Origin of the sequence: Longilinea arvoryzae, assembly GCF_001050235.1 — a bacterium.
Classification (GTDB): domain Bacteria; phylum Chloroflexota; class Anaerolineae; order Anaerolineales; family Anaerolineaceae; genus Longilinea; species Longilinea arvoryzae.
The window spans coordinates 3,829,405-3,853,412 of record NZ_DF967972.1 but is presented as its reverse complement, the minus strand read 5'-3'; the positions used below and the strand labels follow the sequence as shown (position 1 = coordinate 3,853,412).

The 24,008-nt window shown below is 59.3% G+C and carries 21 protein-coding genes; 8 read left to right on the top strand and 13 right to left on the bottom strand.

The annotated features are described in order from the left end of the window. Positions 1 to 13: 13 nt before the first annotated feature. The 3 genes from LARV_RS17290 to LARV_RS17280 are packed head-to-tail and all read right to left on the bottom strand — an operon-like array spanning position 14 to position 5,380. Positions 14 to 496, bottom strand: a complete 483-nt coding sequence (locus LARV_RS17290; RefSeq protein WP_075074816.1) for a TadE family protein — start codon at positions 494 to 496, stop codon at positions 14 to 16. Between the two features lie 23 nt (positions 497 to 519). Next, positions 520 to 2,772 (bottom strand): hypothetical protein, encoded by a 2,253-nt coding sequence (locus LARV_RS17285; RefSeq protein WP_075074815.1) that lies wholly within the window; start codon positions 2,770 to 2,772, stop codon positions 520 to 522. Positions 2,773 to 2,788: 16 nt separating this feature from the next. Continuing rightward, the gene (locus LARV_RS17280) at positions 2,789 to 5,380 is read right to left on the bottom strand and encodes a FixG Ig-like domain-containing protein (RefSeq protein WP_075074814.1); all 2,592 of its coding nucleotides are present in this window, start codon (positions 5,378 to 5,380) and stop codon (positions 2,789 to 2,791) included. A 183-nt stretch (positions 5,381 to 5,563) separates the two neighbouring features. On the opposite strand from LARV_RS17280, the gene LARV_RS17275 reads away from it, so the two are divergent. Beyond that, positions 5,564 to 7,270 carry a sensor histidine kinase gene (locus LARV_RS17275; RefSeq protein ID WP_152031837.1) on the top strand — a complete coding sequence of 569 codons (1,707 nt, stop codon included), beginning with the start codon at positions 5,564 to 5,566 and terminating at the stop codon, positions 7,268 to 7,270. Further along, a complete protein-coding gene (locus tag LARV_RS17270) occupies positions 7,267 to 7,911 on the top strand; it encodes a response regulator (protein WP_075074812.1) in 645 nt (214 codons plus the stop codon). Before LARV_RS17275 ends, LARV_RS17270 begins: the two co-directional genes overlap by 4 nt. Before the next feature lie 52 nt (positions 7,912 to 7,963). On the opposite strand, the gene LARV_RS17265 is transcribed toward LARV_RS17270, so the two are convergent. The 5 genes from LARV_RS17265 to LARV_RS17245 all read right to left on the bottom strand — a co-directional run bounded on the left by LARV_RS17265 (position 7,964) and on the right by LARV_RS17245 (position 13,265). Next, the gene (locus LARV_RS17265; RefSeq protein WP_075074811.1) at positions 7,964 to 8,347 is read right to left on the bottom strand and encodes a GxxExxY protein; all 384 of its coding nucleotides are present in this window, start codon (positions 8,345 to 8,347) and stop codon (positions 7,964 to 7,966) included. Positions 8,348 to 8,483: 136 nt separating this feature from the next. Beyond that, complete coding sequence (locus tag LARV_RS17260; protein WP_236710031.1) at positions 8,484 to 9,749, bottom strand: MFS transporter; 1,266 nt, start codon at positions 9,747 to 9,749, stop codon at positions 8,484 to 8,486. Positions 9,750 to 9,754: 5 nt separating this feature from the next. Then, positions 9,755 to 11,101, bottom strand: coding sequence for a YbhB/YbcL family Raf kinase inhibitor-like protein (locus LARV_RS17255; protein WP_075074809.1), 1,347 nt, complete (start codon positions 11,099 to 11,101; stop codon positions 9,755 to 9,757). Positions 11,102 to 11,155: 54 nt separating this feature from the next. After that, the gene (locus tag LARV_RS17250; protein ID WP_075074808.1) at positions 11,156 to 12,073 is read right to left on the bottom strand and encodes a PH domain-containing protein; all 918 of its coding nucleotides are present in this window, start codon (positions 12,071 to 12,073) and stop codon (positions 11,156 to 11,158) included. 7 nt (positions 12,074 to 12,080) lie between these two features. Beyond that, complete coding sequence (locus tag LARV_RS17245; RefSeq protein ID WP_075074807.1) at positions 12,081 to 13,265, bottom strand: DegT/DnrJ/EryC1/StrS family aminotransferase; 1,185 nt, start codon at positions 13,263 to 13,265, stop codon at positions 12,081 to 12,083. Between the two features lie 81 nt (positions 13,266 to 13,346). Between LARV_RS17245 and LARV_RS17240 the strand changes: the two genes are divergently transcribed. Next, on the top strand, positions 13,347 to 14,069 hold the full coding sequence (locus LARV_RS17240; protein WP_083522663.1) for a hypothetical protein: 723 nt from the start codon (positions 13,347 to 13,349) through the stop codon (positions 14,067 to 14,069). Here LARV_RS17240 and LARV_RS17235 read toward each other — a convergent pair. Continuing rightward, on the bottom strand, positions 14,057 to 15,820 hold the full coding sequence (locus LARV_RS17235; protein WP_075074806.1) for a proline--tRNA ligase: 1,764 nt from the start codon (positions 15,818 to 15,820) through the stop codon (positions 14,057 to 14,059). The genes LARV_RS17240 and LARV_RS17235 overlap by 13 nt on opposite strands. Before the next feature lie 116 nt (positions 15,821 to 15,936). Between LARV_RS17235 and LARV_RS17230 the strand changes: the two genes are divergently transcribed. Then, positions 15,937 to 16,293: a nitrous oxide-stimulated promoter family protein gene (locus LARV_RS17230; protein ID WP_075074805.1), complete on the top strand. Its 357-nt coding sequence runs from the start codon at positions 15,937 to 15,939 to the stop codon at positions 16,291 to 16,293. Here LARV_RS17230 and LARV_RS17225 read toward each other — a convergent pair. From LARV_RS17225 to LARV_RS17210, 4 genes are all read right to left on the bottom strand, one after another. Continuing rightward, the gene (locus LARV_RS17225; RefSeq protein ID WP_172797911.1) at positions 16,290 to 17,597 is read right to left on the bottom strand and encodes an MFS transporter; all 1,308 of its coding nucleotides are present in this window, start codon (positions 17,595 to 17,597) and stop codon (positions 16,290 to 16,292) included. The genes LARV_RS17230 and LARV_RS17225 overlap by 4 nt on opposite strands. Positions 17,598 to 17,823: 226 nt before the next feature. After that, complete coding sequence (locus LARV_RS17220; RefSeq protein ID WP_075074804.1) at positions 17,824 to 18,543, bottom strand: CPBP family intramembrane glutamic endopeptidase; 720 nt, start codon at positions 18,541 to 18,543, stop codon at positions 17,824 to 17,826. After that, a complete protein-coding gene (locus tag LARV_RS17215) occupies positions 18,540 to 18,995 on the bottom strand; it encodes a bactofilin family protein (RefSeq protein ID WP_075074803.1) in 456 nt (151 codons plus the stop codon). Before LARV_RS17215 ends, LARV_RS17220 begins: the two co-directional genes overlap by 4 nt. 118 nt (positions 18,996 to 19,113) lie before the next feature. Next, a complete protein-coding gene (locus LARV_RS17210) occupies positions 19,114 to 20,508 on the bottom strand; it encodes a sodium-dependent transporter (RefSeq protein WP_075074802.1) in 1,395 nt (464 codons plus the stop codon). Between the two features lie 388 nt (positions 20,509 to 20,896). Here LARV_RS17210 and LARV_RS17205 point away from each other — a divergent pair, with 388 nt between their 5' ends. From LARV_RS17205 to LARV_RS17195, 4 genes are all read left to right on the top strand, one after another. Beyond that, the gene (locus LARV_RS17205; RefSeq protein ID WP_075074801.1) at positions 20,897 to 21,211 is read left to right on the top strand and encodes an FmdB family zinc ribbon protein; all 315 of its coding nucleotides are present in this window, start codon (positions 20,897 to 20,899) and stop codon (positions 21,209 to 21,211) included. A gap of 89 nt (positions 21,212 to 21,300) precedes the next feature. Then, on the top strand, positions 21,301 to 22,644 hold the full coding sequence (locus LARV_RS17200; RefSeq protein WP_075074800.1) for a GNAT family N-acetyltransferase: 1,344 nt from the start codon (positions 21,301 to 21,303) through the stop codon (positions 22,642 to 22,644). A 99-nt stretch (positions 22,645 to 22,743) separates the two neighbouring features. Further along, positions 22,744 to 22,884 carry a hypothetical protein gene (locus tag LARV_RS20430; protein ID WP_172797910.1) on the top strand — a complete coding sequence of 47 codons (141 nt, stop codon included), beginning with the start codon at positions 22,744 to 22,746 and terminating at the stop codon, positions 22,882 to 22,884. Positions 22,885 to 22,965: 81 nt separating this feature from the next. Beyond that, positions 22,966 to 23,979, top strand: a complete 1,014-nt coding sequence (locus LARV_RS17195) for a lysylphosphatidylglycerol synthase transmembrane domain-containing protein (RefSeq protein WP_075074799.1) — start codon at positions 22,966 to 22,968, stop codon at positions 23,977 to 23,979. The last annotated feature ends 29 nt before the right edge of the window (positions 23,980 to 24,008 follow it).

The following is a 24,008-nucleotide window of genomic DNA, read 5'->3' as shown; positions in this document are numbered from 1 at the left end:
GCACCCAAACGAATTATTTACAATAAGGGCGGAGTATGGTGTCGGTGGCAGTGGCCCTCAGAGTGATATCTTGTCCAATGAACGCGCCGATGAACGGTGTGGTCACAGGTAAACGAAGTTGAACGGTGACCCGCGCCTCATGTCCGGCGCAGGCATCATGCAGAAGCGAAGCGGAAGCGCAGTCGATGCCGTTGATCAAGGTCACAACCGAAGTATTCGAGTCCTCCACGTTGAGCATCGTCCGGTCATGCACCGCAGTGCAGCCGTCGCTACGAAATTGGGCATCGGTGCGGGTATCATCCTTGTCCTTCAGGAAGATGATAGCCGCATAAGAAGCCCCTTCCTGCGCGGCGTCGCGCATGCTCAAATACGTGAAGATTGCGCGGCCCACATCGAACATGCCGGCAACCAGGATCAGCAGAATTACCACGCTAACGGCCAGTTCCGTCAGGGATTGACCTTTTTGAGAGTTGTGGTTCGAGAAGAGCTTTCGCATTCGGCCTCCTTACGGCAGTTCGATTACCGCATGACAAGAGGAATATAGATGGAAGAAAAGGGATCGTATGAGGTGTTTCCCTGACCGGTTGCACTCGTATCCAGTGTAACAGAATTTGGTCCGTTGAAGAAGATCATCGCCGGGGTCAATAATTGACAGACCCCCGCATCGTCCGGACCGACGAGCGCATAATTCAATGTGGAGTTCTTTTTGGCCTCCAGCCAGGTCAGGATGCCATTCCCATCCGAGTCATGTGTGATCGAGAGTTTTTCAGCGCCGATCTGGAAATCGATCGGGAGATTTGCCACGGGATCTTGCGCCCAATTGTTATAGGAACCGCGCAGGGTCGTGTATTGAACCGTGCCGGTGGTTCCGTTGGTCCAACCGGCCAGTACGGTGCCGGGGCGTAAGAGATCCAGATCCCTTTCGATTTTCTGGGCCGGGATGGCCGCCGAGGCAGGTGGGGTCGGTTCGGCCTGTATCGTGGCGCCGCTGTCATTGACGACCTGGTAAACGAAAGGATCGATCTTTCCGGTGGTCTTCTGTTTGCGAATGTAGGAGACCATGGCGGTTCCGTTATCCAGCGCGAGAATCTGCGGATTGTAATATTCGTAAGCGGTGCCGCTCTGGGTGAGCTGCACGACCTGGTCGCTGACTTGATCGTTGGCAATGCTGACGATGTTGAGGTAGATATCCGTGCTGGCCCGGTCACATTCCCAGACCACGAGCAATTTCGAACTGGAAAGCGCCGTAACCTGTGGAGAAGATAGCCGCGGGCAGGTCGAGACCTTTAACGGCGTTTCATTGATCCTGGCAGCGCCGTTGGACGAATAGCTGCGCAGGTACAGCTTCGTGGTCCCGCGAATCCAGACGACCGATGTGGAACCGTCCGGCAATGCGACCAAGGATGGATATTCGTCATTCATGGTCGTCTGCGTGGTAATCAAGAAATCACTGACCAGATTCTGCCCATTGGGTCCCAGGAAGGATCCCTTCAACCTTGAATAGCCGGTCTTATATTCCCAGACGATGAAGTAATTTCCGCCGGTCGTCCGCACCATGGCAAGATTGGCGCCGTAGTAGAGCAAATTGCCGGCCTGTGTCGTGGCGGTCTGATCCTTCCAGGTCCGGTTCAGGTTGATGGCCTGGCTGGGATCCTTGTAGGCCTGGGCAAAGTTGGCCGGGACGGCCACCTGGAGGTTCATGGACACCAGCAGGGGCGTGAACCCGGATGGAAGAACGGCGGGATCGGCCGGAAACGCGGTCAGGCTGAACTGCTCGTAATCGCCCACGTCCAGCGCCTCGGGTGAGGTGATGCGCGCCGTCAGGACCTTTTTCTCCCCGGAGGCGAGGATCGCCGTTTCGGGGCAACCGTTGTTGATCGAGAGTGGGGCGTCGCCATCGTAGATGGTCATCGTCCATTCGGCAGGCAGCGCCCAACTACAAGTCTCCGGGGTCGAATCGTTTACGTCCAGGCGAAAAGCTGAATCCACCGCCATGATATTCTGGAGGGTGATCTGAAGGGTGGCCACGTGCTGAATCAGAAAGCCACTCGAATAGGGAGGGATGAAGCGCGCCCCGGCGTGGCTATCCGTCGGGTAGCTGATCAGGATAGCCTGGTCGGGAAGCGATCCGGTCTCGTCGGAGTGCAACTGCATGCCGAAAATGCCATCGGCATCCTCGATGCCGATGGACGTATCGGTAGCACTGGGTAAAGGATCGGAATACTGGAACATGATATTTCCGTTGGGGTAGAGCAGCGCCTGGAAGGTCAGTGGAATCCCATTGGTGGTCTCGACGTTGTTCCATTCGACCGCCAGGTATTCAGGGAAAGAGCGGTAGCAGACTTTTCCGGTAGCCAGGTTCAAATTCGTCCAATAAGGCGCGATCAGACCATTGGGCAGGACGTCAGACGGCAGCCGTGAATGCTCCGGAACGTCTGTGTTGGGGTCGGTGACGGTGATCAGGCCATTGACGCTGACGCGCAGGTTCGTTGCGGTCGTTTCGTAAAAGGGAAAGCTAAATCCGGTTGGATCGAGGAAACTGGAAAAAGATTCGCTGTCGACACCCTCGAAAATGACCGTCCCCGTGGAGCAGACATCCTCCGGCAAGGTGACGGGTGAGGCCGGGGAAGGCACATAACCGAAAGAATCGCCACTGGGCAGGCTGGCCAGCGGTGCGGCCTGGACGACGTTCGGCAGATTGCCTGCTGGTCCGGTCAGGACCAGCAGGAGTGTCAATAAAATGAATGCAATGGTTTTACGACGATAAGGCATGTTAAGGTCCTGAGGATTAGCGGCTGATGTAGCAACCGTTGCTGAAGCGAATCTCGATGGAATGGGTCTTGGTGGTATCGATATTGACCCCAAAATAAATGTTCAAGCCGTAGTTGGAAGCGCCCTGTGGTAAATTGCGAGTCGTGGCGTCGCCAATCCAGGCGCCTTGCGCCGGGAAGGTGCTGGTGATGTATGGATAAGTTGGATCGAGCAATGAACCGGGGACGTCGGTGTCCATGATTTTCCGGCCGAGGTAGGAGATGTAGTCGAGACTCTGCGTATCGGTGTTCATGTACCAGTTGACGATGATTTGTTCGATGGAGACGTCCTCGGCGCCGGTTCCGTTGTTATACAGCAGCAGGTTGATGCTCTTGTTGCCCAGGCCCAGCGATCCGGCGTACGGGCAGATGCGCGTGGCGGTTGTGCTGAGGGTCAGGCTGGCTGTGGCGTGCGGCGCCAAGGCGTCGCCGGAGTAAGCGGTTACCGTGACGACATCGGTTTCGTTGTGCAGCGCAGTGCCTGGAATGTTGACCGTGACCACAATATTGGTCATGCTTTCATTCGGGTTCAGCGTAACCGAGGTGGGAACGACGGAGGTCGGCCAATTATTGCCGGACAAGGTGATGTTGAAGGTGTCCTTGACGTTGCCGGTATTTTGAATCGTGAGGTAGTAGGTGATCGGATCCCCCGGGGCGCCGGAGAGTGAATCATCCGGAACTGTCAACGTCAGGCGAACGCCGTAGCGCGGGACAGACGTGGTCAGCGTGATGCTGGCGGAAGCCGGTGGGGTAAGCGGATCATTCGTGGAGATGGCAGTCACGGTGACCCGGTCCCGTGCGCCGTTGGCGACCGTAGCCGGAATGCTGACGACGACGGGCAGAACGACCGTGGCGCCAGCAGCCACGGATACCGAGCCATTCAGCGTGGTGGGCCAGACATTGCCACTCAGTATCAGCGTATAGGTGTCATTCGCTGTGCCGGTGTTCTTGACCGAGAGGTTATAGGTCACCGTCGTTCCCGGAGCACCCATTTGGTAGGTGCCGGGCGCAGCTGAGAGGCTAACGCTAAAGGCCAACGCCTTCGTGGTCAGGGTCAGGCTGGCCGTGGCCGTCGATTTATCGGGGGCGCCCCGCGAGACGACCGTGAAGGTAACGGTATCGGTGGAACCGTGGGTGGCGGTGGATGGAATCCCGACCGTTACCAGAACATCTTTGGATGACCCGTCGGCCACATCCACAGACAGGTCCGTCTTGGTCGGCCAGGTGCTTCCGGAAAGCGTGATATCGTAGGTGTCGGGGACGTTGCCGGTATTATAAACGTGAATGGTATAAGTGACCGTATCGCCCGGCCTTCCGGAAAGCTTGCTGTTCCACGTGGAGACTTGCACGCCATAATACGGGGCGCGGGTCGTGAGTGTTTGCGTATCGGAGACCGCGGGTGAGATGGGATCGCCGTCCGATACCGCCGTAATCGTGACAGTGTCGGAGGTGACACCGGCGTAGTCCCCAGGGACCGATACAACGGCCGTGAACGAAACCGTGGCGCCCGCCGAAACGGCGATGGAATTGGGCACGGCGGTGGGCCACAGGTTGCCGGAAGCCGTCAGGGTGTAGGTATCATCGATATTGCCGGTATTGGTGATGGTCAAATCGTAGGTCACGGTGGTATTGGCCACCCCGCCCTTGGAATCATCTGGGGTAGCCAGGTTGACGCCGTAGGTTGGTGCGGAGGTGATGAGGGCCTGATTATCGGATGCGGGCGGCAGGCCAGGATCACCGATCGATGTGGCGGTGATGAGGACCATGTCGGAAGCGCCGTGCGGAGCATTGGGCGGAACGGTGACAACCACCTGGCGAACGAGCGTCGCACCGGGAGCCACAGACACGGGGGAATCGAGCGTGGTGGTCCAGGAGTTGCCGGAGAGGGTCAGCGTGTAAGTGTCGAAGATGGAACCGGTGTTCCGAATCGACAGATCGTAAGTGACCTGCGTGCCCTGCGCCCCGAGCAGCGAATTATCCGCCACGCTGAGATCGACCCCGTACGTATCCGCGACGGGTGGCGAACCCGGGTCGACTTTTTCCAGGTCGACGTTCTTCAGGATGGTGCGTGTGGAGGTGTGACTCACGGCAAACGAAGGGAACGGGACCAGGGGAACGATGGGCTGGTAATACACCTGGGTGGTCACCCGGATGCGGTCGCCCACCTTGACATCCAGGTCCGGGCAGGTCGTGTAATCGACCGGGGTGTTTGAACCATTCTTAATCATCTGGATGGCGACCCCCGTGGTGTTGGGGGCGTCGATGTTGCCCGGCGCCAGGGAGACGTTGGTGACCCCGCCGTAAGCGCCGACGCGCTGAGCTGCGTCGCGCATGCCGGTGCAATCCTGATAGTACGGCATCCCCGCGCCGCTAAAACCGGCGGCGGCTCCGTAACGGGCCGCCTCACGGCTTGAAACGTACACCGAACTGTAGATGAAGATCAAATGCCCCAGTTCGATGACGCCCAGAACAAGCAACAGGAAAATGGGGAAGACCAGCGCAAATTCGACCATTGCCTGGCCTTTCCCGCGCCGTGATTGATGGATTTTCTGAAATAATTGCAGGCTCATGAGTTTCCCTCCACTAGTTCAGGATGAGCATAGCGCCATTCCACGCTGGTTACAATTCGGGATTGTACTTATTTAAGTTTTCCACCGTCCATTCAACCCACCGGTGAACACCCGCAGGGTATAGAATAAAAGGAAAGATGGGGGCGATTCGCCGGTGATGATTTCTTGTTGAAGGATTGTGACGTGTCGCTGAGTAGAACTACATTGGTGATGATCGCATTGGCTTTTCTGGGGTTGCTTGCCATCCTGTTGGCGACCATGCAGACGACCCTCATGAATCATTTTAATACGGTTGAAATTGGCGGAACAAACGAATCCGTAAGGCGGGCGCTCCTGATGGTCGAAAATGAACAAGATTCGCTGGTTGCCATGGCGCGCACCTGGGCGCATAACGAAGAGATTTACCAGTTCATCGAGACGCGTTCCGCCAGGTATGGCGTGGCCAGCCTGGGGAATCAGGCTTTTTCCGAGCAGGACTTCAATATTCTGGGATTGGTGGACGAAAAAGGCCAGGTCCTGTTCAGCCGCGGATACGATGCTGACCTGGATAAGGAAATCGAATTTCCAATCGAGCTGGTCAACCGCCTGACGCCGGGCGATCCATTGGTGGGCGTGCTCAATTCACGCGCCGGCCGGCAGGGCCTGATCGCCACCAGCCAGGGTCCGTTGCTGCTGGCTTCCGCCGGAGTGGTCGGAAACGATTCCGGGCGCGCCGTGAACGGCGTGGTGGTGATCGGCAAGCTGCTCAATGAAAACCAGATTTACCGCCTGAACCAGGTGCTGCAATTGAACATCCAGTTTCTGCCCATCCGAACCCCGCTGCCGGATGCGGATCAAGCCGCGCTGCAGAATCTGCAAAACGGCGCGGATTTTTACTCCCGCCCGATCGACAGCGAAACGATCGCCGGCTATACCCTGTTGGAAGACGCCAATGATCTGCCGGTTTACCTGCTTAAGATCGAACTGCCCCGCACGACCCACCGCGAGGGCGAGTTCGTGGCCAATTACTTGATGATTGCCATGATCCTTGCGGCTTTCGTGCTGGGCGTAACGTTCTTCTTTTCGCTCGACCGTCTGGTGCTCTACCGCGTGAAGCGACTGGGGAACGAGATCACCACCATCGCGGATAGCGGCGATCTCTCGAAACGGGTCACCGTGGCCCGGCGGGATGAGCTTTCTCAGCTGACGATGACCATCAATCAGATGCTGGCCGCTTTCGAGAAAAATAATGCTGAACTGCAGGTCCTCTCGCGCCAGTTGGTTGCCATCCAGGAGACCGAACGGCGCCAGATCGCGCTGGAACTGCACGATGAAATCGGCCAGTACCTGACCGGCTTGAAATTGCTGCTGGAAGGCAGCGATACGTTGGCGGAACCGGCCCGGACTCAACGCCTGCAGCAGGCGGGTAGGCTGGTCAACGAGTTGATCGGCCGGGTGCGCGAACTCTCGCTCGATTTGCGTCCCGCAATGCTGGATGATTTTGGATTGGTTCCGGCGCTGTTGTGGTTGTTCGAACGTTATGAGAGCCAGACGCGCGTACAGGTGCTCTTCCAGAACCGGCTGCCGGAAGGCGAGCGCTATGACCCTGAGGTGGAGACGGCGGCTTTCCGAACCATCCAGGAGGCTTTGACGAATATCGCCCGCCATGCACAGACGAATGAGGCCGAAGTGACGCTGTGGCGCAGCGCGGAAGCGTTGGAAATCAAAATCGAGGACCAGGGTCAGGGTTTTGAGCTTGAAAAGGTGCTCGATGAACAGCATTCGAGCGGTTTGATCGGCATGCGCGAACGGGTGGGGTTGCTCGGCGGTAGCCTGAACATCGAAACGGCGCCCGGGCAGGGCACCAGCCTGAGCATTGTCTTCCCACTGGCGGAGGAGCGTGGAAAATGAGCATCACCATTTTACTGGCGGATGACCATATCGTCGTGCGGCAGGGGCTGCGGTCTCTTTTGGAGGCGCAGCCGGATTTCGAAGTGATCGGCGAAGCCAAGGATGGCCTGGAAGCTGTAAAGCAGGTTGAAGCGCTGCATCCCGGGGTATTGGTGCTGGATCTGGTCATGCCGGGCATGAGCGGGATGGAGGTGGTGCGGCGCGTGCACGATCAAACCCACGTCATCATTTTGTCGATGCACAGCAACGAAGCCTATGTGGTCGAGGCGCTGCGCAGCGGAGCCTATGGATATGTTCTCAAAGACGCGACTGCGGGCGAACTGGCCCAGGCCATTCGCACGGTCGTAAACGGGCAGCGCTTCCTCAGTGCGCCGTTTTCGGAACACGGCATCGAGGCCTATCTGCGGCGCAGCCGCACCGGGCCGCTGGATCCGTACGAGACGCTGACCGCGCGCGAGCGCGAGGTGCTGGTGCTGGCAGCCAACGGGCTTTCCAATCCCGAAATCGCCAACCGCCTGACCATCAGCCCACGCACAGCCGAGATTCACCGCGCCAATATGATGCATAAGCTGGATTTACATACCCAGACCGACCTGGTGCGTTATGCCCTTCGGCGGGGGCTGGTGACGTTGGAAGAATGAAGAAAACCGGATATACAGGATATCCAGGATAAAGAAAGCAATCGAAAAATACTCAACGGTGCAATCTATAAAATTCCAGTTTTGGATTCCCAAAATTTACAAGTAATCCGACCTCGATTTGAGTAGATTTTAAGTAATTGATCACCTGTGCCTTATGTTCAGGTGTAATTGCACTTATGGCCTTGAGTTCGACAATGATTTTCCCTTCAACCAGGATATCTGCGTAAAATTGGCCAACATTTTGACCGCGAAAATTGACTATGATGGGCACTTGAGATCTTGCATCCAATCCTTTTTGGGATAAGGCGATTAGCAATGCTTTCTCATATACGGATTCTAAAAAACCAGCCCCGAGTTCATTGATAACTTCGAAACATGCTTCGAGGATTTTGCTGGTAACTTCCGTATAAAGTTGCGGATGTAGGTTTTGTCTCATGTGGAAATTATATAAATAATCTCAATTCATAGAATCAATTTACCATCCTGAATGTCCTGTCTATCCTGTGAATTTTCTTGATAGATCAATGGGTGTAAGTCTTCTGTACTGTGGAAATAATATAAGAAATTTCAAGTCAATTGATCGATTTCCCATCCTGGATATCCTGTCTATCCTGTGGTTTTTCTTCTTTTCTGGCACGGAAGAAGAGCAGGAGCACCGGGGAGAGCAATGCGGCTGAGGCGAGGATGCCGTTCTGCAGGCTGGTTTCGCGGGCCAGCAGGCCGACCAGCGGCCCGGCGACGATTTGACCGAGGGCATCCACCAGGCTGCTGAGCGAAATCACCGTGGCGCGCACCTGCGGCTCGAGGCGTTGGTTGACCCAGGCGGTATAAAGCGGGTAGTTCAAACGGCGCAGCATGGACACCGACCAGAACATGCCGATCGTCAGGGCCAGGTTGCGGCTGACGGCGAAAATCGCCAGGCCGGCCACCAGCGCGGCGCTGCTGGCGGCAAAGGTTCGCACCAGTTGCGAGGATCGCGCCAGATCGATGCGCCGCTGTGCCCAGGCGTTGGCCAGCATGGAAATCAACAGCGCACCGGCGTTGATCAGGCCAAACCAGACCAACACGGGGATGGTGCCCTGGGCCGGGAAGGTAAAGCGTTCCAGCAACAGCGGCGTCCACAGGCGGTCGAAGCCTTCGGAATACAGGCCGTAGAACAGGCCGATTCCCAGAATGGTGACCAGCACCGGGCGTCTGCGCAGCATGCTCAGGCCATCCCGTAAGGTCGATGCCATGTGCTGCCAGGTGGTGCGTTGATCGGGTGGGGTGGGACGGAAGCCCTCCTCCGGCATGACCCGCACCAGCAGGAGAGCCAGGAGGATGAACAGCCCGCCCCCGACCAGAATGGGCACGTTGACCCGCCAGAATGAGAGCGCAATCGCCGGAAAAATGCCGATCAATTCGCCGATTTGTTCGAACTGCGCACCGCGCAGAAAGGCCGCGCCGGCTTTTTCCTCACCGATCTCGTCGCTGATCCAGGCCTGCAGCGCCCCGCTGGTGAAGGTGACGCCCAACCCCCACACCACCTGGGCCAGGAGAATCGGCAGAAAGCTGGGCCAGGAACCTTCCAGCAGGAATCCGCAGCCGACCAGGACGGTGCCGATGATGACCGAAAGACGGCGCGATTTGACGTCCGCCACCACCCCGGTGGGAATTTCGAACAGGAAGATCGAAAATTCCAGCACGGTGCCCACCAGCACCAATTGCAGGGCATCCAGGTGGGCCAGGGTGACCTGGTAGATGGCGCTGGCGGTGAAGATCAGGCCAAACAACAGCGCGGTGGCGGCGCTGTAGAGCAGGTAAACGCGTTCAGCGGGCCAGCGCGGGCGGCGATGCACGGGGATCAACGCTGATACGTTCCCATCCACTCGCCCTGGGCCAGGATGTGCCCTTTCAGTTGATCGAGCAGCTTCTGGCGGGTCAGGCCGTCCGCCAGATTGGGCTGCAAATCCAATGCGTATAGTCTAAAGTAATAACGATGGGCTTTGCCGGCCGGCGGACAGGGACCATCGTAAGCCGTCTTGCGGAAGTCATTGACGCCCTGCTTGCCCAGGTTGGTCAATGTGGCCAGGCGCGGCACGCCTTCGTTGAGACCGGTCAGGTTGGGCGCCAGGTTATAGAGCACCCAGTGGGTGAAAATTCCCACCGGAGCATCCGGATCTTCGACGATCAGCGCCAGACTTTTCGCTTCTGCCGGAACGCCGCTCCACTGCAGCGCGGGGGAAATGTTTTTCCCGTCGCAGGTGTAGACCTGCGGAATCGGCTGGCCGTTGGCAAAAGCCGGCGTGGAGAACGTAATCGTTTGCATGACATCACCTCCCATTGAGGTCGATTGAGCCAATAATAATGGACTGCCCGGCAGCAGGGCCACGACCAGCCCCAGAACCGCGCCGCTGAGAGCGCAGGCCGTGTTGACCCAGTCGTTATTCAACCAGGGCAGGCCGCGCTTGAGCGTGGTGGGCGTACCGCACGTGTGCAGCGGGTGGCGTTCGGTTTCCTTGTTGCAGGTCGGGCAGTGGTAGATGGCCTGGTAGGTGGCGCCCAGCATCGAATCGACCAGGCTGCCGAGCAGGCCGAACAGACCGATCCATCCGGCGCGGGTGAAAAACGGAATCACGCCGTCCATGCCGCCCGGCCAGACCAGCGCCGCCAGCAGCCCGATGAGGAATGCCCCGCCGAAGGCGGCCAGGGTGCCCCCGCGGGTGATGCCGCCGGACGTGCCGCGTTCGACCGGCCGGCGGGTGGTGATCAACACCGGGATTTCCCGGCTGAGGACGCCCAGTTCGGTGGCCCAGGTATCCGCGTTGACGGCCGCCATCGCGCCAGCGAAAGCCGCCCACGGCCAGGCCGCCTGCGGGAAGACGGCGTGGAGCAGGACGAAAGCGCCGGCGACGCCGCCGTTGGCCAGCACCTGCCCGGCGTCGCGCTGCCCGCCCTTGCTGAACTTCTCATCCAGCGCGCGCTTGCGTTTGCGAAACAGGCGCGTGAGAGCGCTGGAGGATATGAAAAAGCCCAGCAGGAGCAGCGCCCAGCCCAGCCCGCCCAGTCCAAAGACGACTGCGCCGAGCACGGCCGCCGCGATTCCACCGCTGCGATTAAGGGTGTGAAAACGATATGCCAGGTAGGCGATGATGATGGCCAGAATAGCGCCGAGTGCGAGTTGCAGGAGAGAGGTGGCGAAGAATGGCATATTTGTATTGTACAGTTTTTACGGGCAGAGGAAGAAAAATTACCGGAAAGATCTTTACACCAGGCCGATCACGGCGAAGATCAGCAGCAGCGGCGTGAGCACGCCGGCGACCCAAAGCAGGTAAGCCACCGGGCGCTGCGGATCGTTGCGGTAGAAGAAAAGGCCGAGAATCAGGTCGGCGACGTAACAAAAGGCGGCCAGCACCGGCAGCAGCAGCAGGCGCGCGGCCGGTCCGGCTTCCAGAGGCAGGCCGGCTGGGTTGAAGCCGAGCGAGATTTGGGCGCGGCCGGGGATGAGCAGACTGGCCAGCACCAACAGCCCCAGCGTCAGCCCCAGGCCGGTCAAAAGCAGCAGACGGGCCGGGGCATCCCGCCAGACGCGCGCCAGAAATGCCTCGGGTTGAGAGGAATAGGCCGGCAGCGGCGCCAGACTGCCCAGTTCGATGGCGCGCTGGAAGGCATGCACGAAGGCGCCCGGGTCGGCCGGCGAGATGGCGTAGACCTTGCGCGGCGTGGCGACCAGCAATAGATTTTTTTCCTCGGAGGCCACGAATTCCACCAGGCCCAGTTCGGGCAGGATGCGCGCACCCAACAGCCCTCCGGCAAAGGCCAGAAGGGGCAGCGGCAGGCGAAAGCCGAGTTCGGCGGCCGGTCGCACCCACTCGATCTCGGGCAGGGGAATATCCTCGGCGCGCAGGCCCCAGCGCAGGCGCAGGCCATCCCGTTCGAGGGTGTAACTGGCATTGGTCAACGCATAGGCGCGGTAAGCGGCCAGCGGGATGGGGACGTAGAATAAAATCGTCAGCAGCAGGAAGATGACGAACAGGGCGCCGACCTGCTGCTGCATGGAAAACAACAGACAGGCCGTGCCGGCCAGCCCGCACACCACGATCACGCTGGATAGCGTGATCAGACCGCGTTTGCGCGGCGGCGGAAAGATCGAACCGGTGGAGACCGGCCGGCTGCTGTTCATGAGGAACCTAGAGCGAGGCCCGCAGCGCCTGGCAGACCAGGCCGACCTGTTCTTCGGTCATGACGCCTGAGAAAGGCAGCGCCAGACCGCGTGCACCCAGGTCCTCGGTGACCGGGAAGTCACCGGTCTGGTAGCCGAAGCGTTCGACCATGTAGGGCTGCAGGTGAATGGGCAGGAAGTACGGCCGCACGGGAATGCCGCGTTCTGCCAGCCGCCCGGCCAGCGCCTGGCGATCGACGCCGGAGGCGACCCGAATGACGTAGACGAACCAACTGGCCCGGGTGGTGCTGGACGCGTACTGCGGCGCTTCGATGCCGGGAATGCCTTTCAAATCCCGGGCATACCAATCCGCCACCTGCTGGCGCTTGTGCATCAACTCTTCCAGGCGTTGCAATTGCGAAATCCCCAGCGCGGCGCTGAGTTCGTCCATGCGGTAGTTGTAACCCAGGAAAGTGTGCGACAACCAGGTGTCGCCGGGGGCGCGGCCCTGGTTACGCAGGGCGCGCATTTGCGCGGCGGCGGCATCGTCGTTGGTGACGATCATGCCGCCCTCGCCAGTGGTGATCTGCTTGTTGGGATAGAAGCCGAAGACGCCATAATCGCCGAGCATGCCGGCGGTGCGGCCCTTATACTGCGCGCCGAGGGCTTCGCACGAATCTTCGATCAGCGGCAGGTGATATTCCGTCGCCAGCCGGCGCAATACATCCCAATCGGCGGGCTGTCCGAACACGTCCACGCCCAAAATGCCGTTCAAGCGGCCACGGTCGGGCGCGCCCTTGCGGGGCAGCCGGCGCCTGGCACTCTCTCCGCCGGCCGACAGGTCGTGCAGGGCCGCCGCGACCTGCTGAACGTCCAGGTTGCCGGTGCGCGGATCGACGTCCACGAACACGGGTGTGGCGTTTTCGAAAAGCAGTACGTTGGTGGAGGCGACGAAGGAGAAGGGCGTGGTCAGCACCAGGTCGCCCGCGCCGATGCTGGCAGCCCGCACGCACAGGTGCAGCCCGGCGGTGCCCGAATTGACGCCCATGGCGTGTCTGGCGCCCATCAGGCGGCAGAAGGCGGCTTCGAATTCCTGAATTTTCGGGCCGATGCTCAGGTTGGGGGTTTCGAGTACGGCCATCACCGCCTGGCGGTCAGCATCCGTCAGGTCGGGAGAAGACATGGGGACGATAGGGGGAATGCTTTTGCTCATGGGTTGATTTTACCGCAAGTCAATGGGTACGCGATTACCGAAACGCATTTAGGTAATCGCGTTTGCTTCATCCGATTTATAATGATTTCAATGCTGTCGCAGGAGTTCTTCGAGCTCAACCTGGCTTTTGCCGAGAAAATGGCCGCGCTGGTCGGGCAACCGCTGCCAGACGCGCTCTTCGAATGGACTCATTGCTATCTGGCCTTCGGCCTGGGACGCGAGTTTTACCGCGATCACCCGCTCTGGCAGGATTTCCTGGGCGGGTTGGCGGCGGCCCAGGATCGGGCTGGATTTACGTACCGCTTCTACCTGAACCATTACCGGCCCAAAACGCCGCTGCAGCATGCTTTCGGCTGTTTCAGTTACGACCCCTGGGACGGCGGCCGCATCCGGCTTCATTTTCGAGACGCCGAGCAGCCCCAATTTCTACCCCTGTCACGCGCACGCGCGCCTGTCCGCAAGGCCGAACTCAAGGCGCTGTTCGCAGACGTGCGGGCGAACCTCCCGCAGGCCCAGAGTGTGGTGGGCGGTTCATGGCTTTATCATCTCGAGGCCTACCGGCGCCTGTTCCCGCCGGCGTTCCTCGCCAGCGCCCGGCCCAGCCCCGATTTGGAGACTCGCTACCTGACGTTGTGGGGCCAATTCCTGCATCGAGACGGCAGCCTGCGCCTGGATTCTGCGGCCCGTTTCCGGCGCTGTTTCGAGCAGAAAAACACCCCATCCGAAGCGTTGGGGTGTTTTCCGCTTTCCGTGCTGTGGTTGGAAGCGCCGCTGGACGTCTTTTATACCCATTACTGCGTTTGATGACTTTCGAACCGATAGGGTTCGAGCTGCTCCGCGGTGACCCGGCCCACCTCGGCGACAACCCGGTCAAGCGGTACAAACCAGGATTCGCCGCCGGAACGCAGTTTGAATTCCACGCCGCCGGCTTTGAGTGAGCGCTCGCCGAACGTCAGGCGCAGCGGCAGCCCGATCAGATCGGCGTCGTTGAATTTGACCCCAGCGCTCTCGCTGCGGTCGTCGAAGAGCGGTTCGAGCCCGGCCGCGGCCAGTTCGCGGGCCAGGTGGGCGGCTTTTTCGGCGATGTCCGCGTTCTTTCCGGCCAGCGCCACCAGGTGGACCGGGTAAGGCGCAACGCTGGCGGGCCAGATCAGACCCTTGTCGTCGTGGTGCTCCTCGGCGATGCAGGCCAGCAGACGGCCGACGCCGATGCCGTAAGAGCCCATGATGACGGACTGTTCGCTGCCGTCCTCGGCCACGAACTTGCAGCCCAGGGCATCCGAATAGCGCGTGCCGAGCTGGAAGATGTTGCCCACTTCCACGCCGCGCGATGAACGCATGGGGGCGCCGCATTCCGGGCAGGCCGAACCCTCGCCGGCCGCCGCGATGTCGCCCACCCGGCTGGCGGTGAAGTCGCGCCCGTAGTTGACGTTGCGCAGGTGATAGCCGGGTTGATTGGCGCCGGCCACCAGATTGGGGGAGCGCGGGATGATTTCGTCCGCCACCACCAGGATGCCGCGCAGCCCGACCGGCGAGGCATAACCGGCTTCGGCGCCGGTCACCTTGATTTCATCGATGGTCGCCGGCCGCAGGTCGCGCGCGCCGATCAGGTTGGCCAGCTTGGTCTCGTTCACTTCCATATCCCCACGCACCAGCGCGAACACGAACTGGCTGGCCGGTCCGCCGTCGGGCGCGTTCATTTCAGCCGTATAGAATACGGCCTTGGCGGTCCGGCTGGCAGGAATATTCAAATAAGCGCACAATTCCTCGATGCTGCTGGCGCCGGGCGTGGCCACTTTTTCCAACGCCAGGGGTTCCTCGGACGCAACGGTTGGGCGGGCGAAGCGCGCCACCTGGCGGTTGGCCGAATAGCCGCACGAATCACAAAACAGCAGGGTATCCTCGCCGATGGGGGTCAGGTACATATATTCATGGGCCACCTTGCCGCCCATCATGCCGGTGTCGGATTTGACCGCCACCACGGGCAGACCGCAGCGCCGGAAAATGTTGAAGTAAGCCGTATAATGGGCCTGGTATTGGTGTTCCAACCCATCCCAGGACGAGTCGAGCGAATAGCTGTCCAGCATGGTGAATTCGCGCACGCGGATCAATCCGGCGCGCGGGCGCGGATCGTCCCGAAACTTGGTCTGGATGTGATAGACCAGCGCGGGCAACTGGCGGTACGATTTGATCTCACTGCGCACCAACTGGCCGACCACTTCCTCGTGCGTCATGGCCAGGACCATGTCGCGATCGTTGCGGTCCTTGAAGCGCCCCATTTCGGAACCGATCTGATACCAGCGCCCGCTTTCCTTCCAGATATCCGCGGACTGCGTCACCGGCATGCTCATTTCCTGCCCGCCGATGGCGTTGATTTCCTCGCGCAGGATGGCCTCGATGCGCGCCAGGCTGCGCCGCGCCAGCGGCAGCGTGCTGAAGATGCCGGTTGCCTGCTGGCGAATGAAACCCGCCCGCAGCAGGAGCTGGTGGCTGGCGACTTCGGTATCGGCGGGGGCAGCCCGCAGGGTCTGGCCGAAAAGATGGGATAGCTGCATGAAATACCTCCAAAAATCACAACGATGATTTTGATTATACATTGCGCCATCGCAAAGAAGCGGGCTGATCAATCTGTAGAATGAGGACAAATAAAAGTAGAACCATTGGAGTCGCCATGTCAGAATTTCCCGACCGTCTGCGCCGCGAACGTGTGACGATCGATCAGATGATTGCACTCTACTGCCGCGAACAACACGCCTCACCGGATGGGCTGTGCCCGGATTGTGTCAGCCTGCAGGAATACACCCATCAGCGCCTGGAAAAATGCGTCTTTGGCGCTGAGAAGCCCACCTGTGCCAATTGCCCGGTGCACTGCTACAGGGCCGATATGCGCGCGAAGGTGCGCGAAGTCATGCGCTACGCCGGGCCGCGCATGCTGCTGCGCCACCCCGTCCTGACCGTTCGGCACCTGCTGGATGGGCGGCGGGCTGCCCCGAAGCTTATCCGCCGCGCGAAGCCCCAAGATCGCTAGACCGATTTCTCCAGGTTGCGGATGGACGGGCTCAGATAGCCGATAATGCTGATCGTCACGCCCATCACGCAAGTGCCCAGGAACATCAGGCCCATGCCGGCGCCCGGCCCGCTGCCGACCAATGGACCAAAGATGCCGGCCAGGCTGCCCCCCGGCTGCATGGCCGGCTCGAAGACATTATCGGCGAGCGGCCCGGCAACCAGGTACGCCAGCGGCATGCTGCCCACCTGGACCATGTTCTTGGCGGCAAAGACCCGCCCCTGCACGTCGGCGGGCACGAGCGACTGCCACAAAGCCTGATAGCAGCTTACGATGTAGGGGATGAACAGCGAAGAGACCAGTGCAGCCAGCACCCACACCGGTATACTGCGGCTGACCGCGAAGAGAAAATCGCCCATCAGAAACGAAATGCCATTCGTGAACAGGAAGCCGTTGACGCGGTTCTTCGGGCCGCCGTGCAGGCTGATGAGAACGCCGCCAACGACGCCGCCCGCACCCAGCACGGCCTGCACCGTGCTGAGCGCCAGTTCGTTCCCGCCGCTGCGGGCAAGGATCATGGCCGGCATGACCCCAAAATAGGTCAGGGCGGCGAACAGGTTGACGCCGCAGAAGATCAGCAGGATGCCCTGCAATCCGGAATGTTGGTGGATGTAGCGAAACCCGAAGGCCATGTTTTGCCAGAGCTGCCTGTTGTCAGGCGTGTTTGATTGGGCCGTGACCGGGCGTGGAATGCTCAGGAAAGCCAGCACCAGTGTTGCGGCCAGGCAGGTGGCCAGATCGATGCCCATGATACCGCCCAGACCGATCCAGTTGACGAGCAGTCCGCCCATGACCGGCGCGAAAATGCGCGAGCCGTTGGTGGCGACCGAGAGCATGCCGTTGGCGCGGGTGAGCTGGTCGGTGGGCACCAGAAGAGTGACCGAAGATTCGAAAGCCGGATCCTGAAAGGCGCCGAACAGGCTGAGCAGGGCTTCGGAGAGATACAGATGCCAGATTTGCAGATGCCCGCCCAAAAACAGGAGCAGCAGGCCCAGCGTGACGGCGCCTGCGGCCAGGTCGGAGAAAATCAACACCCGGCGCCGGTCCCAGCGATCGACCAACGCGCCGGCCAGTGGGCTGATGAGCACATAGGGCAGGGTGGCAAAGAAGCTGAGCAGCGAAAGGGAGGTGGCCGAACCGGTTTGCTGGTAGGCCCAGATGATGACGCCAAAACGGGTGAGCCCGCTGCCAAACACGGAAAGAAACTGGCTGGCCCAGATGCAGGAGAATTTCTTCATCCCCTTGAATTTGAAGTTCACTTTCATGGCATCCATTCCTGTCGATTAATTAAAAAAACCGCGGGCATTGTCGCGCCCGCGGTTGGAATTCAGTGGTTAAGTTAACTTACTTAACATAAAGCCGGGCGCGCGAAAAGATCCCGCTCGCCGGCAGTTCGGCCATAACGCTCATCAGGACGATCGAAAAAACTTTGTTCATGCCGTGAAATTTACCATGAAGTTTCCTGGAAGGGAATGGTCAAACAGCCAGGCTTTAACCCAGCAGACTGGCCCAGGTCGACACGGCCCGGTACAATGCCGGCGCCAGCACGCTGCCGCTCTTGCGTTGGATGTATCCCAGGACCAGGCCCTGGATCAAGGCCAGCCCCAGGTTGGGGAGGACCGAAACAAAGGTCCCACCCGCCGAGAGCCACAGGGGCAAACGCCACACCGCGAACATCGCCGCGCACAGAATCCAGCCCGGCAGGCCGCCCAGCCAGGCGGATAAGCGGGGCTGCATATAGCCGCGGAAAATGCTTTCCTCGAGCAGGCAGATGGCCAGCCAGTAGAGCAGGCTGCCGATCTGGGCGCCGCTCAGACCGCCCAGGATGGTACCGATGCGATTGTAGATGAACAGCGCCAGGATGGCCAAAACCAGGCCGAATTGAAGGCCCAGGCTCAGGTTGGCGCGCCCCCAACCGGCGCTGCGCATGGGCTGGCGGCGAACCAGCAGAAAAGCGACAAACGGCAGCGCGCTCAGGCCAGCCAGGATCAAATCATCCTGCAGCCCGGTGTGGCTCAATTTTGCATAATAGATGACCGCCAGAGCCAGAATGACCGCGAAACCGGCCAGCGCAAACAGCCCCTCGCGGCGGGGATAGATAAACTTGACTTCGCGTTTGGCACGCACGCGCGGGCTCAGGCCGAGAAGCATGACGACCGCGATGACGCCGATGGTTTCGGCGATCAGAAGGATGAGATCGTTCCGGCTCAAGCCGTTTCCTCGCTTTCGGGAGCGGTGCCGGCGGATTCGGCGGCATCAGCGCTGCCTTCAGCGGGCTGTTCAAGTTCCAGTTCCACCTTGTCTTCCATGCGCACCTGCCCGCGTAAGAAGGCGCCCTCTTCGGTTGCGAAAGCGGTGACCGTCACGTCTCCCCACACCCGGCCGGTGGAACGGATTTCCAGCTTTTCGGCGGTGATATTGCCGTGAACAGCGCCGGCGACAATCACTGTGTTGGCGCGCAGATTCTCGCAGGTGACCCGGCCGGTTTCGCCGATCACCACCATGCCGCGAATGGCGATTTCGCCCTCATAGGCGCCTTCGATGCGCACGCCGCCGCTGCCGTGCAAATTTCCCTGCCAGTTAATGCCGGGTCCCAAAACCGAGGTCACCCGTTCGACGGGCGCAATGCTGGATGGAATCGGCTGAGTATTCTTTCGAAACATGCGATCTCCTTTGGTTTGCTTGAGCGTAATTCTACTCGATACCGGTCGGTATGGGGGTATAAAATCGGAGACGCCTTTTGGGCGTCTCCGGGCAGGAAAATCTGGATGAGCAGATTTATTACAGGATGTTCAATTTGTTCAGCAGCACGATGACGATCAAGGCCGGCGTGACGAACTTGATGAGACCGAAGAACATGCCGATGACGCGCTCGTTCTTGAGCATGCCTTCATTACTGAGCGCCTTGCGGATGTTGGGGTAACCCCAAATCCAGCCGATGAATACCGAGATCAGCAATCCACCGAGCGGCATGAGCACATTCGAGGACATGTAATCGTACAGGTCGAAGAAGGTCAGGCCTAAAATTTTGACGTTGGCCAGGGTCGAATTGGAAAGCGCGGCTGCCGAACCGAACACAGCCAGAGCCGCCGCGGTGAGCACGACGCTGAGCTTGCGGTTCAGGCCGAGCTGCTGGTTGAAAAAGGTGACGATGACCTCGAGCAGGGAAAGCATGGCGCCGATCGAGGCGATGGCGGTCAGCACGAAGAAAGCGACCATGAACACGTTGCCCAGCGGCATGGAGGCGAAAACCGCCGGAATGGTGATGAACAGCAGGGATGGGCCGGATTCGGGTTTGAAGCCGAAGGCGAACACGGCCGGGAAGATGGCGATGCCTGCCATCAGGGAGACCATCAGGTCCGCCAGGGCAACGCGCGTCGCGGTGGTAGGAATGTTTTGATCGGAGCGGAAATAGGAACCGTAGGTCATCATACAGCCCATACCCACGGATAATTTAAAGAAGGAAAGACCGAGCGCTTCCAGGAAGGTGTCAGCGGTAATGACGCTGAAATCCGGCTTGAAGAGGTAGGTCAGGCCCTGGGCCGCGCCGGGGAGGGTCAGACTGCGAATGCCGACCAGGATCAGCAATAGGAATAAGACCGGCATGAGGGTCTTGGTGGTGCGTTCGATGCCCTTGGTAACGCCAAAAAGGAGAATACCGCCCGTGACGGCCAACACAATCCACTGCCAGACGAGGGACTGGGTAGGGTTGGCGATGAGGGATGTAAACGCCTGGGTGGTGACCTGCGGGTCGGTCGAGAGGATACTGCCGGATAGCGATTTAAAGATGTAGGCGAAAACCCAGCCGGCAACCTCGCTGTAGAATCCCATGATCAGGAAGGCCGAAATGACCCCGGCTGCGCCGACCAGCCACCAGGCTTTTCCGGGAGCCAGCGCACGCAACGCAGCAATGGCGTTGCCCTTGCCGGCGCGTCCCAGCATTTGCTCGCCGACCATCACCTGAATGCCCACCAGTACCGTGCAAATCAAATAGATAATCAGAAACGCTGCCCCACCGTTGCTGCCGGTCAGGTAGGGGAAACGCCAGATATTTCCCAGACCCACCGCCGAACCCAGCGTGGCCGTCAGGACGCCCAGCCGGGAGCTAAAAATCTCACCGGCGCGAACAGAACCGGTTTTTACGGGCAGGGTCTTTATCGAACTGACTTCTTCCATAACACTCTCTCCTCTAAAACGATAATTCTGCAGGGGACCGGTTTCCCGGAATGCAGTCAGGTAAAAAAAACTCCCCGGGTTTTTCCGGGGAGTTCTACTTCCTTTTGATCTTCAAGCTGGTTCTTTACGAGGTATGCGCAGCCAGATCTCCACCGGATTGCATAGCGGGAAGATGATAAATATAAAGGGTAAACAAGAAGTGGGAACGGACTGCGTCCATGTTGGGCCGGATCATACTCCCATATGGAAGGGATGTCAAGGAGATAATCCCAAATCTTTCATAAGAATGGTCAAAAACGTACCCTTTGATCTTGAAAAGTGTTGTATATGATGTATAATTCAAAGGTTGAGGAAGATTTCTTTTCGTACGTGAAAGGTAAGAGAAAAAATGCCAATTTATACCTATCGGTGTGCAAATTGTGGTGTGCAGTTTGATAAGAAGCAGAAATTTAGCGACCAGCCACTACAGTGGTGCCCTGAATGTGGGAAAAAGGCTTTGAACAAAGTTTACCAACCCGTCGGTATCGTCTTTAAAGGTCCTGGTTTTTACTCCACCGATAACCGCTCCCCTTCCGGCGCTGGACGAACTACCAGCAGCCACAACGAACCCAAGGAAAGTGAAAGCACTGCCAAACCTGCCGAAGCCAAAAAAGATTCCGCATCGACCCCCGCGACTCCGACGACGGGTAAGGAAAAATCCTGAGTATTTCGTCCGCAGTTCAGGCATGAGATTTGAGTGTTCCGCTCGGAGATCTTCTCCGGGCGGTTTTTTTTATCACAACGAGGCCTTCCATGTACCCTGACGCAATTTCCCTCCCGCTTGACCTTGGCGACGGCTTGATTCTGCGGCGCAGCACGGCCGCGGACGCCGACCGCCTGGCGGCATTCAATGTGCGCATTCATTCCGACAACCCGGCCGAGCCCCAACACAGCCTGGACAGTTGGACTCGCGACCTTCTTTCGGGACGCCACCCCACGGTCAGCCCGGAGGATTTCACGGTCGTGGAAGAAGCCACCAGCGGGCGTATCGTCTCGAGCCTGTGCTCGATCCCGCAAATCTGGACTTATGAAGGCATCCCGTTAAAGGTCGGCCGGCCGGAGCTGGTCGGAACGGATCCTGAGTTTCGCAACCGCGGGTTGGTGCGCAGGCAGTTCGAGGTCGTGCACGCCTGGGGTCAGGCGCGCGGCGAATCGATGCAGGCGATCACCGGCATTCCCTTTTATTACCGCCAGTACGGCTATGAAATGGGGCTTGAGCTGGGTGGGATGCACACCGGATATCTGAGTTCCGCCGTCAAAGAGCTGAAGGAAGACGAAAGTGAGCCCTTTCCCATTCGACCGGCGCGCGAGCAAGACCTGGAATGGATCGCGTCGCTCTATCAACGCGGCAGCCGGCGTTATGCGATCAGCGCGGTCCGGGATCGAACGACCTGGCTTTTCGAGCTCAACGGCCGCCGACCGGACAGCGCGAATGGCTCGAAGTTGTTCGTCATCGAAGATCGAACCGGCAAACCGGTTGGCTTTTTCTGCATGCCGACCGAGCCCTGGTTGGGTGGGACGATTGGGGTCTGCACCCAGGTGGAGTTGGAAAACGGGGCGTCCTGGCAGAAGGTGGCGCCGGGTTTACTGCGCTTCCTGCGCCAGGAAGGTGAAAGCGTAGCCGCCGGCCTGAAGAAGACCTGCGATCGGGTGGGCTTTTCACTGGGAACTGCACATCCCATTTATGATGTGCTCAAGGAACAATTGCCCATCGAGCGCAAGGCGTATGCCTACTACGTGCGTGTTCCGGACCTGATCGCTTTCCTGCGATCGATTGTGCCGGTCCTGGAAGCGCGGTTGGAGGCGTCGCCGGCCGCGGGTTTCGATGGAGAACTCAAACTTGGCTTCTACCGGAACGGTCTGGTGTTGAAATTCGAATCCGGCCGGATCACCTCCGTGGAAGCCTACCAGCCGACCTCCTGGTCCAACGCGGATGCCGCATTCCCAAACCAGGTTTTCTTACAGCTGCTCTTTGGCTATCGCACCCTGGAAGAGCTGCGCTACGCCTTTGCAGATTGCTGGGCTAACCAGCCGGGGCGGCTGCTGCTGGAGGCGCTCTTCCCCAGGAAGCCGTCCCTGGTATGGGGAATTGCCTGACGGTGGGTGGATGAGAATATTCTAATCGGCCCCGGGCTGCCAAGGTTGCATTGCCGTTTGAAAGCGTGTAAAATCAGTCCGTTCGGAGGATTGTGCAAGATGACCAAGCAAGCTTTGAGCCGGCGGGATAGTGCGTCGAAACATGGCGAAAACCGAAAGAGCTGGCAGCAGAAGGTGTTTATCATTCTTTCCGTGCTGCTCATCATTTCGTGGATCGCTGCACTGCTCGTTTCGCTATAAAAAAGTAATATCTCATTTCGTATCGGACGCGGGCGGGGATGATGCGCCCGTTTACCCTATCCGCAGGACACATTTCAACCTATGAAACGCTGGCAATTTTGGGTCGGGATATTCATCAGCGCTGTCTTTCTCTACCTGACGCTGAGAGGCATGCATTTAAACGAGTTCTGGCAGACATTGAAAACCGCCAAATACCTGTGGCTGCTGCCGGGTGTGGCGGTTTATTTCATCGGCGTGTGGGTGCGAGCGTGGCGCTGGCATTACATGTTAAGGCCGCTCAAGAAGATTTCCACCCGCAGCATGTTCCCGATCGTGGCCATTGGCTACATGGGCAACAACATCTACCCGGCGCGCGCCGGTGAACTGTTGCGGGCCGCGGTGCTCAAGCAGCGCGAGGGCGTGCCCATTTCGGCTTCCCTGGCGACCGTGATCGTCGAGCGCATTTTCGACGGCGTGGTCATGCTGGCGTTCGTCTTCCTTAACCTGCCCGAATTGGCGCGTCTGACGCAGAATTCGGGCGTGGTGGGCAACCTCAACATTCGTGATGTCGCCATCATCGGCGCGGTGGTTTTCATTGGCGCACTGGCGGTTTTCCTGCTGGCGGCCATGTTCCCGCGGGTGACCGAGCGGATCGTCAACTGGTGCGCCGATCATCTGGTTCCGATCCGCATTCGTGAAAAGGTGCGCGGCTTTGCCCTGCGCTTCCTGACCGGATTGGAAAGCCTGCGTTCGCCGGCGGATGCGTTGATGATCTTCTTTACCACCGTGATCATCTGGCTGCTCGAAACCGGCAAATACTGGTTTGTGATGCACGCCTTCCCGTTCGAGGTCAGTTTCTTCGCCCTGATGTTGATGAACGGCATCGTCAATTTGACCACCACGCTGCCCTCGGCGCCGGGTTATGTCGGCACGTTCGACGCGCCCGGAATTGCCCTGCTGGTTGCCTACAGCATTCCGCAGGCCATTGCCGCCGGGTATACGCTGGTGCTGCACGCCGCATTGTGGTTCCCGATCACCCTGCTGGGAGCTTACTACTACGTACGCCAGCCGTTGCGCTGGGGTAAACAAATGGAAACGCTGCGCAGCGAAGCCTGAAACCGCTGCGGTTTGACCAAGGAGCGAAC

Bases quoted from the DNA above. Each gene is read 5' to 3' on its own strand.
- LARV_RS17265 (WP_075074811.1), bottom strand. From the start codon at position 8,347: ATGAGACAAAACCTACATCCGCAACTTTATACGGAAGTTACCAGCAAA.
- LARV_RS20430 (WP_172797910.1), top strand. From the start codon at position 22,744: ATGACCAAGCAAGCTTTGAGCCGGCGGGATAGTGCGTCGAAACATGGC.
- LARV_RS17225 (WP_172797911.1), bottom strand. From the start codon at position 17,597: ATGAAAGTGAACTTCAAATTCAAGGGGATGAAGAAATTCTCCTGCATC.
- LARV_RS17205 (WP_075074801.1), top strand. From the start codon at position 20,897: ATGCCAATTTATACCTATCGGTGTGCAAATTGTGGTGTGCAGTTTGAT.
- LARV_RS17245 (WP_075074807.1), bottom strand. From the start codon at position 13,265: ATGAGCAAAAGCATTCCCCCTATCGTCCCCATGTCTTCTCCCGACCTG.
- LARV_RS17215 (WP_075074803.1), bottom strand. From the start codon at position 18,995: ATGTTTCGAAAGAATACTCAGCCGATTCCATCCAGCATTGCGCCCGTC.
- LARV_RS17290 (WP_075074816.1), bottom strand. From the start codon at position 496: ATGCGAAAGCTCTTCTCGAACCACAACTCTCAAAAAGGTCAATCCCTG.
- LARV_RS17280 (WP_075074814.1), bottom strand. From the start codon at position 5,380: ATGAGCCTGCAATTATTTCAGAAAATCCATCAATCACGGCGCGGGAAA.
- LARV_RS17200 (WP_075074800.1), top strand. From the start codon at position 21,301: ATGTACCCTGACGCAATTTCCCTCCCGCTTGACCTTGGCGACGGCTTG.
- LARV_RS17240 (WP_083522663.1), top strand. From the start codon at position 13,347: ATGATTTCAATGCTGTCGCAGGAGTTCTTCGAGCTCAACCTGGCTTTT.
- LARV_RS17230 (WP_075074805.1), top strand. From the start codon at position 15,937: ATGTCAGAATTTCCCGACCGTCTGCGCCGCGAACGTGTGACGATCGAT.
- LARV_RS17235 (WP_075074806.1), bottom strand. From the start codon at position 15,820: ATGCAGCTATCCCATCTTTTCGGCCAGACCCTGCGGGCTGCCCCCGCC.
- LARV_RS17250 (WP_075074808.1), bottom strand. From the start codon at position 12,073: ATGAACAGCAGCCGGCCGGTCTCCACCGGTTCGATCTTTCCGCCGCCG.
- LARV_RS17210 (WP_075074802.1), bottom strand. From the start codon at position 20,508: ATGGAAGAAGTCAGTTCGATAAAGACCCTGCCCGTAAAAACCGGTTCT.
- LARV_RS17195 (WP_075074799.1), top strand. From the start codon at position 22,966: ATGAAACGCTGGCAATTTTGGGTCGGGATATTCATCAGCGCTGTCTTT.
- LARV_RS17270 (WP_075074812.1), top strand. From the start codon at position 7,267: ATGAGCATCACCATTTTACTGGCGGATGACCATATCGTCGTGCGGCAG.
- LARV_RS17255 (WP_075074809.1), bottom strand. From the start codon at position 11,101: ATGCCATTCTTCGCCACCTCTCTCCTGCAACTCGCACTCGGCGCTATT.
- LARV_RS17285 (WP_075074815.1), bottom strand. From the start codon at position 2,772: ATGCCTTATCGTCGTAAAACCATTGCATTCATTTTATTGACACTCCTG.